18 protein-coding genes are annotated in these 16,757 nt (G+C 67.2%); 14 read left to right on the top strand and 4 right to left on the bottom strand.

All coding sequences use genetic code 11. The annotated features are described in order from the left end of the window. Positions 1 to 18: 18 nt before the first annotated feature. On the bottom strand, positions 19 to 1,131 hold the full coding sequence (locus AHOG_RS02115) for a UDP-N-acetylmuramate dehydrogenase (RefSeq protein WP_245856513.1): 1,113 nt from the start codon (positions 1,129 to 1,131) through the stop codon (positions 19 to 21). Positions 1,132 to 1,157: 26 nt separating this feature from the next. Between AHOG_RS02115 and AHOG_RS02110 the strand changes: the two genes are divergently transcribed. Beyond that, positions 1,158 to 1,670: a DUF2505 domain-containing protein gene (locus tag AHOG_RS02110; RefSeq protein WP_093939860.1), complete on the top strand. Its 513-nt coding sequence runs from the start codon at positions 1,158 to 1,160 to the stop codon at positions 1,668 to 1,670. Positions 1,671 to 1,678: 8 nt separating this feature from the next. Further along, on the top strand, positions 1,679 to 2,500 hold the full coding sequence (locus AHOG_RS02105) for an SAM-dependent methyltransferase (RefSeq protein ID WP_093939859.1): 822 nt from the start codon (positions 1,679 to 1,681) through the stop codon (positions 2,498 to 2,500). Between the two features lie 764 nt (positions 2,501 to 3,264). On the opposite strand, the gene AHOG_RS02100 is transcribed toward AHOG_RS02105, so the two are convergent. Continuing rightward, positions 3,265 to 4,188 (bottom strand): TIGR03620 family F420-dependent LLM class oxidoreductase, encoded by a 924-nt coding sequence (locus AHOG_RS02100; protein ID WP_093939858.1) that lies wholly within the window; start codon positions 4,186 to 4,188, stop codon positions 3,265 to 3,267. Between the two features lie 181 nt (positions 4,189 to 4,369). Between AHOG_RS02100 and AHOG_RS02095 the strand changes: the two genes are divergently transcribed. After that, positions 4,370 to 4,993, top strand: a complete 624-nt coding sequence (locus tag AHOG_RS02095) for a TetR/AcrR family transcriptional regulator (protein WP_093939857.1) — start codon at positions 4,370 to 4,372, stop codon at positions 4,991 to 4,993. 108 nt (positions 4,994 to 5,101) lie between these two features. Further along, positions 5,102 to 5,983 (top strand): formyltetrahydrofolate deformylase, encoded by an 882-nt coding sequence (gene purU, locus AHOG_RS02090; RefSeq protein ID WP_093944074.1) that lies wholly within the window; start codon positions 5,102 to 5,104, stop codon positions 5,981 to 5,983. Between the two features lie 197 nt (positions 5,984 to 6,180). On the opposite strand, the gene AHOG_RS02085 is transcribed toward purU, so the two are convergent. Together AHOG_RS02085 and AHOG_RS02075 are read right to left on the bottom strand one after the other, a co-directional pair. Further along, the gene (locus AHOG_RS02085) at positions 6,181 to 6,741 is read right to left on the bottom strand and encodes a YbaK/EbsC family protein (protein ID WP_093939856.1); all 561 of its coding nucleotides are present in this window, start codon (positions 6,739 to 6,741) and stop codon (positions 6,181 to 6,183) included. A gap of 598 nt (positions 6,742 to 7,339) precedes the next feature. Then, positions 7,340 to 8,512, bottom strand: a complete 1,173-nt coding sequence (locus tag AHOG_RS02075; RefSeq protein ID WP_093939854.1) for a C45 family peptidase — start codon at positions 8,510 to 8,512, stop codon at positions 7,340 to 7,342. Between the two features lie 453 nt (positions 8,513 to 8,965). On the opposite strand from AHOG_RS02075, the gene AHOG_RS02070 reads away from it, so the two are divergent. The 10 genes from AHOG_RS02070 (at position 8,966) to wecB (ending at position 16,745) form a co-directional block, all read left to right on the top strand. After that, the gene (locus AHOG_RS02070) at positions 8,966 to 9,745 is read left to right on the top strand and encodes a hypothetical protein (RefSeq protein ID WP_093939853.1); all 780 of its coding nucleotides are present in this window, start codon (positions 8,966 to 8,968) and stop codon (positions 9,743 to 9,745) included. Between the two features lie 19 nt (positions 9,746 to 9,764). Then, positions 9,765 to 10,094, top strand: a complete 330-nt coding sequence (locus tag AHOG_RS28205; protein WP_157736590.1) for a hypothetical protein — start codon at positions 9,765 to 9,767, stop codon at positions 10,092 to 10,094. A 100-nt stretch (positions 10,095 to 10,194) separates the two neighbouring features. Beyond that, positions 10,195 to 10,542: a hypothetical protein gene (locus AHOG_RS28200; RefSeq protein WP_157736589.1), complete on the top strand. Its 348-nt coding sequence runs from the start codon at positions 10,195 to 10,197 to the stop codon at positions 10,540 to 10,542. Next, on the top strand, positions 10,539 to 11,711 hold the full coding sequence (locus AHOG_RS02065) for a hypothetical protein (RefSeq protein ID WP_245856512.1): 1,173 nt from the start codon (positions 10,539 to 10,541) through the stop codon (positions 11,709 to 11,711). The genes AHOG_RS28200 and AHOG_RS02065 overlap by 4 nt, the downstream gene beginning before the upstream one ends. Further along, positions 11,708 to 12,259 carry a hypothetical protein gene (locus AHOG_RS02060; RefSeq protein ID WP_093939851.1) on the top strand — a complete coding sequence of 184 codons (552 nt, stop codon included), beginning with the start codon at positions 11,708 to 11,710 and terminating at the stop codon, positions 12,257 to 12,259. Before AHOG_RS02065 ends, AHOG_RS02060 begins: the two co-directional genes overlap by 4 nt. After that, positions 12,259 to 13,062: a hypothetical protein gene (locus AHOG_RS02055; RefSeq protein ID WP_157736588.1), complete on the top strand. Its 804-nt coding sequence runs from the start codon at positions 12,259 to 12,261 to the stop codon at positions 13,060 to 13,062. The genes AHOG_RS02060 and AHOG_RS02055 overlap by 1 nt, the downstream gene beginning before the upstream one ends. Then, positions 13,059 to 14,195, top strand: coding sequence for an AAA family ATPase (locus tag AHOG_RS02050; protein WP_157736587.1), 1,137 nt, complete (start codon positions 13,059 to 13,061; stop codon positions 14,193 to 14,195). The genes AHOG_RS02055 and AHOG_RS02050 overlap by 4 nt, the downstream gene beginning before the upstream one ends. Then, on the top strand, positions 14,192 to 14,968 hold the full coding sequence (locus AHOG_RS02045) for a sugar phosphate nucleotidyltransferase (protein ID WP_093939848.1): 777 nt from the start codon (positions 14,192 to 14,194) through the stop codon (positions 14,966 to 14,968). The genes AHOG_RS02050 and AHOG_RS02045 overlap by 4 nt, the downstream gene beginning before the upstream one ends. An 8-nt stretch (positions 14,969 to 14,976) precedes the next feature. Then, positions 14,977 to 15,627 (top strand): NUDIX hydrolase, encoded by a 651-nt coding sequence (locus AHOG_RS02040; protein WP_093939847.1) that lies wholly within the window; start codon positions 14,977 to 14,979, stop codon positions 15,625 to 15,627. Then, positions 15,624 to 16,745 carry a non-hydrolyzing UDP-N-acetylglucosamine 2-epimerase gene (wecB, locus tag AHOG_RS02035; RefSeq protein ID WP_245856511.1) on the top strand — a complete coding sequence of 374 codons (1,122 nt, stop codon included), beginning with the start codon at positions 15,624 to 15,626 and terminating at the stop codon, positions 16,743 to 16,745. Before AHOG_RS02040 ends, wecB begins: the two co-directional genes overlap by 4 nt. Positions 16,746 to 16,757: the final 12 nt, after the last annotated feature.

Genomic DNA, 16,757 nt, shown 5'->3' with positions numbered 1-16,757 from the left:
CCCTGCCGGCCGCCGGAGTCAGAGCGAGCAGCCGACGAGCACCGGCTCCGGGTGTAGTTCGATCCCGAAGGCCGTCTCGACGCCGTCGCGCACCTCACGGGCCAGGCCGAGCAGTTCTTCGGTGGTGGCGCCGCCCCGATTCGTCAGCGCCAGCGTGTGCTTGCCGGACAGCGCCACCCGGCCGCTGGGCCCCGCGTGTCCCTTGTGGAATCCGGCGCGCTCGATGAGCCAGGCCGCCGACAGCTTCACGTGGTCGTCGCCCGCCGGATACCTCGGCACCGGGACGTCCGCGCCGACCTCGCCTGCGATGACGTCGAGCACGGTGGGCAGGTCGGCGCGGGCGACGAACGGATTGGTGAAGAAGGACCCGGCGCTCCAGGTGTCCGGGTCACTCGCGTCGAGCACCATCCCCTTGCCCGCCCGCAGACCCAGCACGGCCCGCCGGACGTCGGCGATCGGCGCGCGGTCGCCGATCTCGACGCCGAGGGTGCGGGCCAGTTCGGGGTAGCGGATCGGCCGGGACTCGGCGCGCTCGTGCAGCAGGAAGCGAGCCCGCAGCACGACGGCGTCGTCCTGTCCCTTGAGGATGCTGGTCCGATACGCCAGCCCCAGGTCGGCCGCCGCGACGGTGCGCAGCTCGCCGGTGCGGCGGTCGAGCAGGTCGACGGAGGTCAACAGCTCGGCCACCTCGATGCCGTAGGCGCCGACGTTCTGCACCGGCACCGCGCCGACCCGGCCGGGAATCCCGGACAGGCACTCCAGACCGGCCAGGCCGCGCGCCACGACGTCGGCGACGACGTCGTCCCAGTCCTCCCCCGCTTCGACGACGAGTTCCACGGCGTCGGGAGCGGCGGCGACGCGCTCGACGCTCCGGCCGCGTGTGGCGATGCGGACCACGGTGCCGGGGAAGCCGTCGTCGGACACGACCAGGTTCGACCCTCCGCCCAGCACGAGTACCCGGGTCGTGCTCGCGTCGAGGGCGGTGACGGCCTCGACGACCTCGTCGGCCGTCCGGGCCTCGATGAAGCCTGCGGCGGGTCCGCCGAGTCGTAGCGTGGTGTGGTCGGCGAGCGGCACGTCGGCCAGCGGGGCGGCGACGCCGGTCGCGGACCCCGACAACGGTGTGGTCACGGGGGCCAACGGTAGCCTTTCGTGTCATGGCCCGCCCCATCCAGTTCAGCGTCCGCACCGATGACCTCAAGCCCGCGAAGCTCTACCGGCTCCTCGTCGACGAGGAGTATCTGACGGGCAGGCTGCGGCGACTGGGCGGACCGAACGCCGCGTTGGTGAGCAGGCAGGCCGACGACACGGGCGCGACGGTGCGGCTGCGCCACGGAATCTCCGCCGACGACCTGCCCAAGGCGGTGCGCTCGCTGGCGCCGAACGGAATCGTGATCGATCGCACCGAGACGTGGACCCGCGTCGACGACCAGCGGTACGAGGGCGTCGTGATCGCCGAGGTGGAGGGCGCCCGTGTCCGGATCGACGGCCGGATGCTCGTCGAGGAGAACGGCATCGGGGCGCAGATGCTCGGCACCGGCACCGTCACGGCTCGCATCCCGCTGATGGGCGGCATGGTGGAGGGTCTGGTGGCCGAGGAGGTCGGCAAGCTGCTGAACGCCGAATCGCGCTTCACGCTCGACGTGATCGCCGGCAGGCCGACGGACTGACGCGGATCATGGCGAAACGGGCGCCCCGGCTGGCGGCCGGGCGGGCTCGCACGCTGGGGCTGCCGACCAGGGGGACGACGAATCCGAACCGGCTGCGGCGGGTGGACCGGTGGATGACCGGGGCGACGGTGGTGACGCGGACGCTGCGCGCCGCCGAGGACCCGCTGGTCGTCGACCTCGGCTACGGCTCGTCGCCGGTCACCACGCTGGAGATGGCGCGACGGCTGCGCGTGGTGCGCCCGGATGTGCGGGTGCTCGGGCTGGAGATCGACCAGGAGCGCGTCGCGGCCGCGATGCCGACGGCGGCGCCGCCCGCGTTGGAGTTCGCCAGGGGCGGCTTCGAGCTGGCGGGGCGCAGGCCGGTGCTGGTGCGGGCGTTCAACGTGCTGCGCCAGTACGCCGAGGCCGACGCGGCCGAGGCGTGGCGGACGCTGCTCGGCAGGCTCGCACCCGGCGGGCTGCTCGTCGAGGGCACCTGCGACGAGATCGGCAGGCGGTGCTGCTGGGTGACGCTCACCGAGGCCGGGCCGTCGACCCTCACCCTGGCGTGTCGTCCGGCCGACATCGAGCGGCCGTCGGATCTGGCCGAGCGGCTGCCCAAGTCGTTGATCCACCGCAACGTGCCTGGTGAGCGGGTGCATGCCCTGTTCGCCGACTTGGACGCCTGCTGGGCGAACGCGGCGCCGAGGAGCCCGTTCGGTCCACGGGCGCGCTGGGTGGAGACGACGGCCCGGCTGGCCGATCGAGGTTGGCCGGTGCGGGACGCCGGACGCGGCAGCAGGCTCGGGGAGCTGACGGTCGACTGGGCGAGCGTGGCGCCTGCGTCCTGAGCCGGTGCGCTGTCCGCCGCCGGTGTGCCGCCGGTCCTGTGGTTCGGTTCGAGTCGAGGCCGTTCGGCGTCGGGGCGCGGGGCGTCCGGTGCTGGAGTCGGGTCCGCTCGCCCGGCTCGTTCTCCGCAGGCCGCAGGAGCTGCTCAGGCCGCGACGTCCGGCGGCCCGCCTCGGCCGGCCTCGGTCGACATCGTCGAGCAGCCAAGGCGCGGCCGGCTCGCCGTCTGCGGCGGAGACCGACGGGGGAAGGGACATGGACGAGGATCGGCGGGGCCGTGTCGTGGGCGGGGCCGTGTCACCACGAAGTCTCACGTCGCCGCGAAGATCCATGCCGCCCTCGCAGCCGGTGGCGCGGCCGTCCTCGAAGCGTGTCCAACCGGTGCGGACGGCCCCGACCGGGTGCGTCGAGCACCATCGGACCGGTCAGGGCCACCGCGCCGCCCCCGCGTGCCTGAGCAGCGCGATCCGCACCGACGCGCGTCGCCCGGCCCCGATCCATCCTCGGCAGTGGGCCGCCTGCTCGCCGCGCGAATGACGACGTGACGGGGACGCGGGCGAGCCGAGCGGGACCCGCCGACCTTCGTCCTCACCTGTGGCACGAGGCTCCGTCGCCGTGCGGCCGGCGCGGAACACGCAGGTCCCATCGAGAGGCGCGCCGCGGATCACCGGAGACGCTGCGGAAAGCCTCTCGTGGCGGGCCTTGGCGCACGTCAGCGGTCGTCGCCGACCGAGCCGGGTATCAGCTGAATCCCGAGTGCGGCCGATCAGGAGAGCAGCGCGGGAGCCAGCGCTCGCCACTGGTCGACGTCGATCGCCGTCGGATCGTCTCCCAGCGCCTGGATGCAGACGTGGTCGGCGCCCGCGTCCAGGTGGGCCCGCACGCGGGCGCGGATCGTCTCCGCGTCGCCGCCCACGACCACGGCGTCCACCAGTCGATCGCTGCCGCCGTCCACGAGGTCGTCTTCGGTGAAGCCGAGCCTGATCCAGTTGGCCGGGTAGGCGGGCCGCGCCAGGTAGCTCGCCACGTGGGCCCGTGCCCGCCGCCGCACCACCTCGGGATCGGTGCTGAGCACCACCGCCTGTTCCGGCACGACCAGCGGGCCGGGGCCGAGTGTCCGCCGTGCCAGCTCGGTGTGCTCGGGCGGCACCAGGTAGGAGTGGGCGCCCTCGGCGTGGCTGCCCGCCAAGGCCAGCATCTTCGGTCCGAGGGCCGCGAGCACTCGGGGCTGCCGAGGTGCGGCGGGCTCGAGCCCCATGGCCACGGTGGTGGCGCGGGCCTGGTCGAGCCCGGTGAGGTAGTCGCGCATCGTGGCCAGCGGCCTGTCGAAGGGCAGGCCGAGGAGGTCTTGGACCAAGGCGGGGTTGCTGGTGCCGAGGCCGAGCAGGAAGCGGTCCGGATGGGCGTCGGCGAGGCGGGCGGTGAGCGTGTTGACCGCCCATGGCTGCCGCAGCGCGAGGACCGCGATCCCCGTCGCGAGGGTCAGCCGGCTCGTGGCGCGGAGCATGGTGTCGGCGTCGAGGAAGGGGTCGCGGGTCACGCCCTCGCTCAACCAGACCGCGCCGTAACCCAGCTCTTCGACCTCCACGGCGAGTTCGGCGTTGCGGGCGGGCGACTGCCAGGCCGTGCCGTTGGTCCAGACGCCGACGCGGCCCAGCTCGGGCAGGCGGCGCACGTCGTGTTCGGTCATCGCGTTCTCCTCGTCACCGTCGACTGCTTCGTCCCGCTCCCCCGACGTCGCGCGGCGGCGTCGGGGACCATGGCGGCGTAGGCGTCCCGGCGGAACGACCACTGGGCCGAAGGAAGCGGAGACTGTCTCCGCTACGAGACGAGCATAACCGGAGACAGTCTCCGGTAAACGCGGGAGTCCGATGACCGACCACGACACCCCGTCGAGCACCGGGGCGGCGCGACCCCTGCGCGCCGATGCCCGACGCAACAGGGAACGCCTGATCCTGGCGGCCCGCGAGCTCTTCGCCGAACAGGGCGTGCACGCCCCGCTCGACGCGGTCGCCACGCGCGCGGGCGTCGGCCCGGGGACCCTCTACCGGCACTTCCCCACCCGCCAGGCGTTGGTGGAGGAGGTGTTCCGCGACCGGATCGAGAGCCTGTCGGCACTGGCAGGCGAGCTGCTCGACGCGCCGTCCCCCGGAACGGCGTTGCGCACCTGGCTGAGCCGGGTACTCGCCGACGCGGGCGTCGTCGAGAGCATGGCCGCCACGGCGCCGATCACCTTCCGGGACGACGAGTCCGGCCGGGAGCTGTCCTGTCACGAGCTGCTGCGCCGGAGCGGCGCGGCCCTGCTCGCCAGGGCGCAGGAGGCGGGCGAGATCAGGCCGGATCTCACTGTGGCCGAGTTGATCCGGCTCGTCGCCGGCGTCCTTGCCGCCGCCGGGTTCCACGACCCCGACCGCGTCGGGCCGGACGACACCGGGATCGACCGGATGCTGACCCTCATGCTGGAAGGCATCGGGCCGAGGACGTCACCCGGCTGAGCCTCGGGGCCTCGGCCGGGTGGACCGCGCGGGATTCCGACGGCGAGGCCGACATGCCGGGTACCGCGCCGACGAGCCTGGTCAGCGGGGCTGCCACACTCAGTGACCGTGTCGAGAGCTGAACGCCGTTACGTGATCTCCCTGGGCTGCCCGGACCGCACGGGAATCGTCGCCACGATCGCGGGCTTCCTCGCCGAGCTGGGCGGCTGGATCGTCGAGGCGTCGTACCACACCGATCCGGACACCAACTGGTTCTTCACCCGCCAAGAGGTGCGCGTCGACTCGTTGGAGCTGACGGCGGACGAGCTGCGCGAGCGGTTCGCCCCGGTCGCCGCGAGCCTCGGCGAACGCACCGAGTGGCGGATCAGCGACACCGGCGAGCGGCAGCGCGTCGTGATCCTGGTGTCGAAGGCCGCGCACTGCCTGTACGACCTGCTGGGTCGGGTGGCGGCGGGCGAGCTGGACGTCGAGGTGTGCGCCGTCATCGGCAATCACGACGGGCTCGCCGCCGTCACCCAGGCCCACGGCATCCCGTTCCACCACGTCCGGTTCCCCAAGGCGGGGACCGACGAGACCGCGCGGCTGGCGGCGTTCGACGAGATCCGCAAGATCGTCGACTCCCATGACCCGCACGCCGTGGTGCTGGCCCGTTTCATGCAGGTGCTCCCGATGGAGCTGTGCGCGGCATGGGCGGGCCGGGCGATCAACATCCACCACAGCTTCCTGCCCTCGTTCGTCGGCGCGCGGCCGTACCACCAGGCGCACACGCGTGGCGTGAAGCTGGTCGGCGCGACCTGCCACTACGTGACGGCGGAGCTGGACGCGGGCCCGATCATCGAGCAGGACGTCATCCGGGTCGATCACACCGACTCGATCGACGACATGGTCCGCAAGGGCCGGGACATCGAGAAGGTGGTGCTGGCCCGAGGCCTGCGTTCGCACTTGGAGGACCGCGTGCTCATGCACGGCAACCGCACGGTGGTCTTCTAGCAGGTCCCGGACGCCGCCCGGACGGCGACCGTCGTGCCCGCCGGGTCGCATCAGCGGCCGGCGGGCTCGACGGAGGAACAGCGCGCGGCCGGCCGGCCGTCGCCGGAGGGCTTCAACCGGCTGACCGGCGCAGGCGCGCCGTCGGGCGGCCTTCGAGGGACGACCTCCGCCGGGCGGTATGAGCCGCCGGGGCGGTGTCAGCCGGTAGGACGACCGAGGCCGGGCGTGACCTCCACGTGCGGCAGTTCGGGCAGGACCGAGCCGGGGACCACGAGCTTGCTGCGTCGGAGGCCGCTGCCGATGATGACCCAGTCGGCGGCCACCACCGCCGAGTCGATCAGCAGCGGCCACTCGGCGGGCAGCCCGACGGCGGTGATGCCGCCGTACTCCATGCCCGCGAGGTCGACGGCGTCCTGCTGCGGGGCGAAGGAGGCCTTGCGGACGTCGAGCCGACGCTTGACGACGCCGTTCACGTCGGCTCGCGTGTTCGCCAGGATCAGGCAGGCGGCGAAGCGGCGCTCCCCCTCTCGTTTCCCGGCGACCACGACGCAGTTCGCCGAGACCTCCAGCGACAGCCCGTAGTGCTCGGTCAACGCGGCCGTGTCGGCGAGGTCCGGGTCGATGGCGGCGACGGCGAAGCGGGCGGCGGCGGCCTCGGGCAGCGCCCGCAACCCGGCGGCGACCGGATCGGCGAGCAGGTTCGGGTGCTCCAGGGCCGGGCTCAGCTCCAGCCCGCCGAAGGTGTCGGGGAAGGTCATGGCCGAGAGGCTAGCCGGCGGGCCGCACCGCGTGGCCTCCGACGTGCCTGCGTCGCGGGGCTGACGATCTCGGACGGCGTGTCAGGCGGCCTGCCAGGCCTCCGGTCGACGGCGTTCGCGGGCTGATCCTCCTCCATCGTGCCCGAAGCTCCGCGAAGTCTCGTCCCGGTCGTCTGTCACGCCGGCCGACCGCTTGCCGGGCGAGGGCCAGCCCGACGTCGATTCGGGGATCGCGCACCATGCCGGCAGGGCGAGGAGTGCTCCGCACTCGCAGTCCTGTTCCGCCGGGCGGTACGAGATCTCTCCTCCCCCCGTGCAGAGGCGGAGCGGCGTGGTGATCACGTCGACGACGGCGGTGTGCGCTGTTCTCCGAAGGAGCACGCGACGTTCGTGGATCGACCGGTCCCTTGCCGCGGAGCGACGAGGCATGGCGAGTGTGTCGTTCCGCGGTCCCCCCAGAACAACACACCCGCCTTCCTTCAATTCCCACGATCCGCCCGATCCGCTGTCGAAGGCGGCGCAAGGGATCGGTCGGTGGTCGTCCCGATCAGAGGTCGTCGGGATCGCTGACGCGCGGCGAAATCGAGCCGGGAGATCACTAGGCGGGCGCGAGGGCGAAGCGCATCTCGGGCGAGAAGTCCGGGGAGCCGTCGGTCTCCCCCGGCCCCGCCCAGTAGCGAATGGAGAGCGAACGATCTCCGGGTCGATACGCGGCCGACCAGAGAGTGCCGCCGAGCACCGACCCGTCTTCCGGCCGGCGAGTGCTCACCGCGACCTGCCCCGCGGCGGCGGCGAGCCGGTCGGAGCCGAACGATCCGGCGGAGTCGGCGACCACGGTGTCCGTCAGCACACGCAGGCGGTCGAGCGAGCCGAGGATCTCCGGGTCGTTCCGCGACGAGTCCGGCAACTGCCGGAGCAGGCTGTGATTCGTCGAGCACATCGGCCCGTCCCGCGTCGTCCGGATCTGCATCACCCCGGCGTCGTCGGGCTCGACCAGCATCACGGCGCCGTCGGCGTCGGCGATGACGTAATGACAAGGCAGCCAGGACAGGTAAGGCCGCTGCTCTTCGAACACCCGCTGGGCTTCCCCGACGGTGCGACAGCGATCGAGGAGGAAACGCAGCACCTCGAATTCGTTCAATCCGGGCTCGACGGCGGGTGGCGCGAACTCCGAGTCGGTTCGGTCGATGAGCTGCATCAACGAGACCACGAGGCCGGCTTCGTTCATTCCGTCGATCACGCCGTTACACAGGTCGAAGGCACACATGAACAGTGCGCTCATTCCGCCGTCGGTCGGGTGAATCTCCATCAGGTAAGGCTCGCTGAGCATCGCGGGCGCCTCCGGGTAGGCGCCCGGCCCGAGGATCATCTCCGGGAGCGAGAGGAAGCCGAAGTCGAAATTGCGCTGCAACACGATTCCCGAATCAGTCGTCGGAGCGGCGACCACCGAACAGCCCATCACCTGAGGAGGTACGGGCAATGCCACGTTGAATCCGACCCCGAGGGCGTCGACCTCCGGGTCAGACGGGTCCAGACCGAAGGAACGCGCGATCCCCGCACCACGTTGCAGCAGCTCCGGGTAATGTCGGGCTGCCCACTCGCGCCGGCCGGCCGCGACATCGGCAGGCAGCAGCAGATCTTGCGGAGACACCTGATATCGCGACCGGGCCGTCTTACCGAGCGATTCCCCGATCTCCTCGTTGGTCCCCTGAAGACGCACGTGACGCACCGTTAAACGCCCGTCTACCGAGCGATACATCAGTTCATCCATCTCTCGCCACCCCAGATCGACGACGCCATTATGCGTCGAGTATCACATGGGATCACGCCGGCCTCTCCGCCGCACAAGGTGTGGAGACCGACCCGAAAAGGCCCGATTCCCGATCACCATGTCGAGGGACCGCATACCTCGGCCTCGATCGCCCTATTGGCGCCGGCCGTTGACGGACGAATGACCGCCAAGAAGCCCGGCGAGCCGCCGGCACCGATCGGCATGAGCAGGACGGCCGCGATACCCGACCACTGACGAACGCGCCGTTCTCCTTGCCGTTTCGCGCGCCTCTGCCGCCGACCACACAGGGAACAGGTCGGCCTCGTGTGCCGAGCCCGTGCCGACTGTCACGTGTTCTGCCCGCACGTTGCCACCGGATTCGGCAACTCTCCTCGACAGGGATTCAGTGTTCGGACACCATGATCGAGGACACTGAGAGTAAGGGGCCGTGCGATGTCCGTGACGGAGGTGGTCGAACAGTTGCGCCGGGCACATGCCCGACTGACCGAGGCACGAGCCGCCGCCGTGGTGGCCGAGACGACCATCCGCGAGGGACGAGAGATCTTCGACCACGGCACCGCCGGATCCATCTGGCCACACGTCCACGAGATACGCAGACTCGGCGCCGAAGCAGGCGACGACGTACGCCTCGCCCACACCGCCATCATCCAGGCACAGGAGATCATCAACGACTACTGCGTCTCCATCGCAGGACACGGAATCGGCGGAGCAGCCGACCCGCCGGGGTCGATGCCGGAAGCATCGCGGACCGACGGTGAGGCGGACCGGTCACCCGTCGCCGCCGGACCCACCGACCACGGCGCTCCGTCCACCGAAGAACAGAGAGCGGACTGGATCGCCGACCGAGAACGCGCAGGCGCGGTAATCAACCCGCAGAACGTCACCCGCATCAACAAACTGCCAGACGGACGGATCGTCTGGGTGGAAGGAAAGAATCCAGATGGCGGCGAGGAACACATTCTGGACTCGCAGCGTGTCGAACAGTTCGGCACTATGCGGGTACCTAAAGAAGATATCATCCCGCTGGTGTTCGCCGCTCTCGAACGAGGTGAGGTCATTGGATATAGTGGCGTAAACCGCCGGGTGTACGAGGTCGTGTTCAAAGGAGAAAGGCGACGTATTGCCATCACCGTCACCCGCGACGGGTTGATTGTAGGCGCGCATCCGATCTCACTCAAGCACAAAGTCCGCACACGTCTTCATAGGAGCTAAATTGTCTCGTTCTATTGTAGTGGCACTGTTGGCCGGATGGGAAGAAGATCCCTTTTATTACCACGGGTCCGACCCGGAAGAGTATGGACATTCCATCGAGGACGCGGCAGAGGAATTGCAACTTCCCGACGACCTGGTCGCCGACATCGTAGCGTGGGATGCCGAGTATCAGGCCACGTTCAAGCCTGACGATCACCGAAATTCAGGCTTCCCGAGCGTCAAGGTGGAGGAAGCATGGCGCGAACGGGGGAAGGCGCTGGCGGAACGCATCAAACGTGAATCACCCGTAGTGTCGAGTGTGAATTACCGGGCCAACGGAGTGATCCCTGACTATTCTTGCATGTTCTGAGCGTGGGTCTACGCAGGAGAATCAGCAGCTCCACCTCGGTCGACTTCAATTCGATGTTCGGGCACCATGATCTCGGACACCGAGAGTGAGGTGGCGTGTGATGTCCGTGACGGAGGTGGTCGAGCAGTTGCGCCGGGCACATGCCCGACTGACCGAGGCACGAGCCGCCGCCGTGGTGGCCGAGACGACCATCCGCGAGGGACGAGAGATCTTCGACCACGGCACCGCCGGATCCATCTGGCCACACGTCCACGAGATACGCAGACTCGGCGCCGAAGCAGGCGTTCCCCAGGACATCCGGAAGACACTTCTACTTCAAAATTCCGATCTGCGTGAACTCAATTATCCAGCCGATGAGGCCGATAGATATATTCCTCAAGATCTGGGACTAGACCCAGTTCTCTCGGTCAGCATGTACGATTGGATGACAAGGGAGTGCGAACGGTGAACACCTCGCATGATGCCAACGAACGCCGATATAAGCGCATGCGGACGCAGACAGAGATCGTAGACCAGCATGCTACGTGGATTGCCGTGAACCCTATCCAGGGCTGCCCGAAGAGTTGCTCGTACTGTTTTTTAAATGAGCGAGGACAGACCGCAGTCCGGCCCGAGCAGTTGGCCGAACCAGCAGAAACAGTCGATTTGCTCACTGCGTCGCTGTACTATGCACCAGATCGCCCCGTCGCACTGTACACATGGACTGACGTGATGGCGTTGTCCAAATCCCGTGCACACCTCACCGATCTACTAGCCGCACTTGCCCATAAGAAGATTCATAACCCGATCGTCCTGATCACAAAATGTCCGATCCCCGAAGACACGCTCGACACAGTAGCGAACGCCCATCGATCCGGACTGCGAATTATCGTATACTTGAGCTATTCTGGATTGGGGCGCGAAGTGGAGCGCGGTATTCAACACGAAGGTTTGAAGGAAAATTTTCCACGCCTGGCGCATGCTGGCGTCCCAGTCGTACACTACTGGCGTCCTGCGTTCCCGGATTCTTCTACCACCGGAACGATGGAAGCGGTCTTCGATTGGGCGGCGGCTTACGCGCGTTGCACCGTGGCTGCTGGCCTGAAGGTAGAATCCGCAGCGTTGCCCCGGCTAGCCGGACTGTGGCCTGAATTGGCCCCCACTCCTGGGGTCACTACAGCCGAAGGCGTCTACCCGGAGGCGTTCTGGAAGTTCATTCACAAAACCCACCAGCGCCAGCCAGATTATCCGCTATTCCACACGAACTCCTGCGCCTTGGCCTACGTTCTCGGTCAACCCGACAGGTTCGGCGTATTCGGCAGTGACGTATGCACGGCACGCAACCACTGCCCAACCACCCAACGTCTCCGTTGCGAAGCGGACAACGTTCACCGTCCTGTCACTACGAACGCGACCATCCAAACTGCACTAACCCGACGTGGTCACGCCGACACGCCGTTCACCTTCGATCGTCACCGTGGAGAAGTTGTAATCCATGCGGCCCTACCCACTAACACCGCTGCCGCGCTGACGCACGATCTCGGCATTCGAGTCCGTATTGCCCGCCAGCACAGTGACCCTTATTGGAGCAGCGGAACGGCTGGTGCCCTGCCGCTGGTCATCGGAGATGCCGGATGACACCCGACGATCTGATCTGTGTGCTCGCCGACGTGCGCCGGCTCCGCGCGGGATTTGCGAGCACCGTGCGGCAACCGTGGACGGCGACCACGGCCGCCGCCGAGATGGCAGTCCAACTCGGGCACCTCGCCCTGTGCCTGCTTCGCCAGCGGGGAACCGACACCACTGACCTCGACGATCCGCATCGCCCGATCACCAACATCGGAGACGAGCTGGCTGACGTGCTCTTGGCCGTCCTCAGTGTGCCGATGCTCGCCGATCTGGAGCCTGCTGACCTCCCTGCGACCCGACCGGCGGGCTCTGCTGACGAAGTCGGGCAACTGCTAAGTCTGCTGATCGCTGTGGGCCAGCTCGCCGAAGCCGCCATGATTCAGGATGGCTATCGCCACCTGCCCACGGGCACACCGCCCTCGATTCAGACAGCCAGCGCCGCTGCGGCAACGGCCGCCAGCACCTTGGCTGACAGTCAGAAGCTCGATCTGGTTGCTGAATTCCGCGCGATGGCAGTTGATGCCGAAAGCTTCCTCCGTAGTAGGGATTCCTCCTGATGACCGGCCAGGGCGACTTCGCCACGCATCGGCGCGATGGCGAGGACGTAGTCAAGGTGCTGGACGTTCAGAACGCGGCTGCAATTCCTTTCACAATGGTAGCGCATCACATCGACGCGAGCAGGATGAACGTCTACCTATCCCGGCTCCGAGCAGCCGGTGTGACCCTACCTCCAGGCCTATCAGTGGAACACACTCGACCTCTGGCGGTGCGGCATCTCTGGGTCGCCGGACCCGTCTTGCTCGACTACGCCAGAGTCGACCCATCACGTTTCGTCGACGCCGTGATCGAGATCGCTGGGTGGGTGCGTGCTCTGGACTCCGCAGACGCCCGTGTAGACAGCAACCTGGCCAATTTCTGCCTCGCTGAAGATCGTGTCGTGCTAGTAGACGTACTGCCGCCGCTTATTCCGAGCATGCGCCCGAAGCCGTCGAATTTGTTCGATGTGCTCTTTACCGCCTTGTGCTTCGACACCACGGTGATCCTCGACGCGCTGATCGGCTATGCCGCACGTGCGCTGCTGACCAGCGGTATCAGCCTTGCCGGTCGCCGAGTAGAAGACCTCGCCCACCAGGTACCACAAGAATTCGCTCCGCTCGCCGAGACGTCATTCCCCGCGTCATGGTTCCAGGCGCGGGCCATGCTGGCCTTGCGCGGGTTGGCCGGGGAAATTGAACCCGCAAGCGTCCAGGAGTTCTTCACCCCGACCTCCGTTCGGGCGTTTCGTGATATCTCCGAGACAGAACGGGCTGACCGCATCCAACAGGTCGCCCAGACAGTGAAGGAGCTTCGCCCGACGTGAACTCGTCAGTTGGTTCATCTAGCGGTCTGTCCACGTGGACCTGTCATGCTGGAGATGTACCGTTCAGGATCTCCGCACAACCCGAATGGCTGTCCACGCAACGCGCATATCTGTCCGACTTCCTGACGACGCCGCCCGGAGAACGCGCCTTGGCCGCGTTCAACATCCGCGTGCACACCGACGACGTGACCTTTCGTCGAGTCACGGAGATCATCAGGCGCTCGCCGATCATCGGCATAGTCGAGCCGGTTGTCGGGCTCCTGATGCAAGAGGCACGTCAAGCGACCGGTCGCCGCTACTACGTCGTCGCCACGGACAACGTTGAACACAAGCCAGGCGCGTACGCCGTGGCCGCGCACGGTGAGGACATCGACCTGTTTGTCCATGCTGGCACTGGCGATGCACATCGGTACCCGATTCGGCTCATACGGGAGGCCATGCTACGCACCTATGAGGACGCGGGTGGAAGCATCTTCCACGCAGCCGGTGTCGACGTTGGCGGCATTGCCGTGATGGTCTGCGGGCCTCGTGGTGCGGGCAAGACCACTGTGGCAGCCGCTCTCCTCCGATCGCCCGGCGCTGCCCTGCTATCCAATGACCGGGTCGTCGTCCACCAGCGGGATCACGTCGTCGCTGTGCCATTGCCGGTACCCGCCGCAAGGGGCACGATTCACAACTTTCCTGAGCTCGAGCGCCTTTTTCACCGCCGAACGGCCTGCCACAGCGAATTGGAAAGGATGCCTGCAGAATTCGGTTCGGTGGTCAAGCATTCCTTTACCGCTCGGGAGTTCGCCGAGGCATTCGATGCCCGCTTAATCGCCCGGTCGAAGTTGCGCCTAGTGGTTATTCCTAGACTGACGAACACCAACGAGCCGACCCGCGCGCGTCGCCTGCCGATGGCCGCAGCCCGCCGAATCATTGCGGCGAGCTGCTTCACTCCGCGCGATGAGTTCTGGGTTCGACCCTGGCTAGTCCCTCGCAGGAAGACAGAGGAACAACTTGGCAGCCAGGCGAGCGCCGCTATCGAGCACCTCGCGACGACCGTGCCGTGTATTGAGATGAGCTTCGGCGTGCGGAACGCAGTGGGCGATCTCGTCCGCAGCCTGGAGAACGCGATGGAAGGTCTTCAATGAGTGGCATCGGCTGGACGGCAGTGGTTACCGCAGCGGGGCACGCGACGCGATTCCGGCCGTTCAGTGTCATCGTCCCGAAGGAGATGCTGCCGATCGGGCATCGGCCCGCCGTGGACCACGTGATCGCCGAGTGCGTGAGCGCCGGAGCCTCCACCGTCATCGTCGCTACCCGACCCGATGACCTTATCGTGTCCGCGTACGTGGACGTGCTGCGTGAGGAGGGCGTGCCGGTGGAGGCGGTCGCCGAGGACCTCGGGCACGGCTACGGCAACGGCACTCCGCTGCTCACTGTCCGGGACAGGCTCGCCGCCGAGGAGTCGTTCGGTGTCGCGTTCGGCGACGACGTGCTTCTGGGTGGATACGACCTTGCCGCAATGCATAACTTGGCCGCTAGCGGGGCCGACGCCGTGATCGCCGCGCAACTGGTCACTCATGCCGACATCGCCTCGTTCGGTGTCGTCGACATCCATCCCGACGATCCCGACCGCGTGATCGGCATCCGGCAACGGCCTGACCCCGCAACCGTCGCCGAGCCCTTAGCGGTCGTCTCCCGGCTGGTCCTGCGTCCGTCGATCTTCGATCTGCTCGTCCCAGCCGAGCGGGCTCGAGGAGAACTCGATCTCGGCGTTGCGGTCGGGGAACTCGCCCGGACCGCCGACGTACGGGTCCACCGGATCACCGGGCGCTGGGTCACCGTCGGTGAACCACGTCGATACCTCGAGGCCCTTCAGACTTACTGGCAACTCCAGACCGAACTCTCCGACCGCCACTGAGGACAGCTGTGAAACTGGTTGACATCTTCAACGACCGCTACGAACACATCGGCACCGAAGACAAGAAGATCGCCCATGCCAAGGGCTTGTGGCATCGCACTTTCTCGGCGCTCGCGATCAACTCCACCACTCAGCGCGTGGTACTTCAGAAGAAGGCTCCTGGGCGGTACACATTCGATCGACCGGACTACGCCGACATCACCGTAGGCGGCCACTACCAGGCTGGCGAGACGATCCCCGAAGGCGTGCGTGAGGTCCACGAGGAGCTCGGGCTGCATATCGCCTACGGCGACCTGTACCCAATCGGCCTCCGGCAGACAGCCGTCACCCTTGCCCCCGACTACATCGAACGCGAATTCCAGCACTGGCACCTGATCCCCTTGAACGTGGATTTGGAAGAGATTCCGCTCGCCGACGCCGAGGTGACCGGCCTAGTGGAGATCGCGCTGGACGATGCGATCACGCTTGCCAGCGGCAGCACCGACGCCGTGCCCGCCTGTTACGCCACTCGCACCAGCACCGGCCTTGAGTACAGCGAGGCAACTCTGACCACGGCCGATCTAATCCCCAACTATCTCAAACTCGACCAGCTTTACCTGCGTCTGTTCGTCGCCGCGCGTCGTTTCTGCGCGGGCGAACGCACGCACGTGTTCTGGTGACCGCAAGCAACCGTCCTTTGCGTATCGCCGTCGTCGTGGGCACCCGACCCGAAGCCATCAAGCTCGGCCCGGTCGCCGATCTCCTCGGTCGCGAGGCCTTGGTCGTGCATACTGGCCAGCACTTCAGCGCTGGCATGGCCGACCAGGTCACACCGGACATCATGCTCGACGCCCACGACGACCGCGACATCAGCCGTGGTCATCAACTTGGAATCCTCGTGACCGCCCTTGATAAGGTCTTCACTCTGCACGAACCGGATGCTGTGCTCGTGCAAGGAGACACCACGTCGGCGCTGGCCGGAGCGCTCGCAGCGAACGCCACCAGCACACCACTCGTGCATCTTGAAGCTGGCCTGCGCAGTTTTGACCGCGCGATGCCCGAAGAACACCACCGCGTGCTCATCGACCACCTCGCTGACCTGTGCTGCGCACCCAACTCACTCGCCAGGGACAACCTCCTCGCCGAACGCATCGTCCCGGAACGCATAGAAATCACTGGCAACACCATCGTCGAAGCTGTGACCAACGCACTGCCGGACGCACAGAAGCAGAAACATATCGTGGATGTTCTCGGACTGAAGCCCGGAAGATTCGTGCTAGCGACCATCCACCGACCAGAAAACGCCGACAGCCCCGTCAACCTCGGCGCCATTCTGCGCCAACTGGCCGCGTCACCCATGCCGGTCGTGTTCCTCCAACATCACCGGACACGGGGCAACATCAGAACATTCGGTCTTGACCACATCGCCTGCCAGCTCCGACGGACTGAACCACTCGACTATCCGGTGCTTCTCGCCCTCATTCGCCACGCAGCGGGTCTCATTACCGATTCGGGCGGCATCCAGGAAGAAGCCACGATCCTCAAGCGCCCCATCCTCATCATCCGACGCAGCAACGAACGGCCCGAAGTCGAGCACGGCTTCGGTAATAGGATGCTTCCCGGTGACGAGAGGATCAGCCAGACCCTTGTGACCTGGCTGCGCGATGCTCAAGAGATCAACGCCCGGCTGGCAAGCCTCCCCACGCCATTCGGAGACGGCACCGCGTCCAGCCGCACGGTACAGGCTGTACGCTCCCGATTCGGCCACAGCTGCTACCAGCACCCCACCGAAGGATGAGTTCGAGCGCAG

Source organism: Actinoalloteichus hoggarensis (assembly GCF_002234535.1).
GTDB lineage: Bacteria > Actinomycetota > Actinomycetes > Mycobacteriales > Pseudonocardiaceae > Actinoalloteichus_A > Actinoalloteichus_A hoggarensis.
The sequence above is the reverse complement of the archived record's forward strand: the minus strand, read 5'-3'. Positions and strand labels throughout refer to the sequence as shown.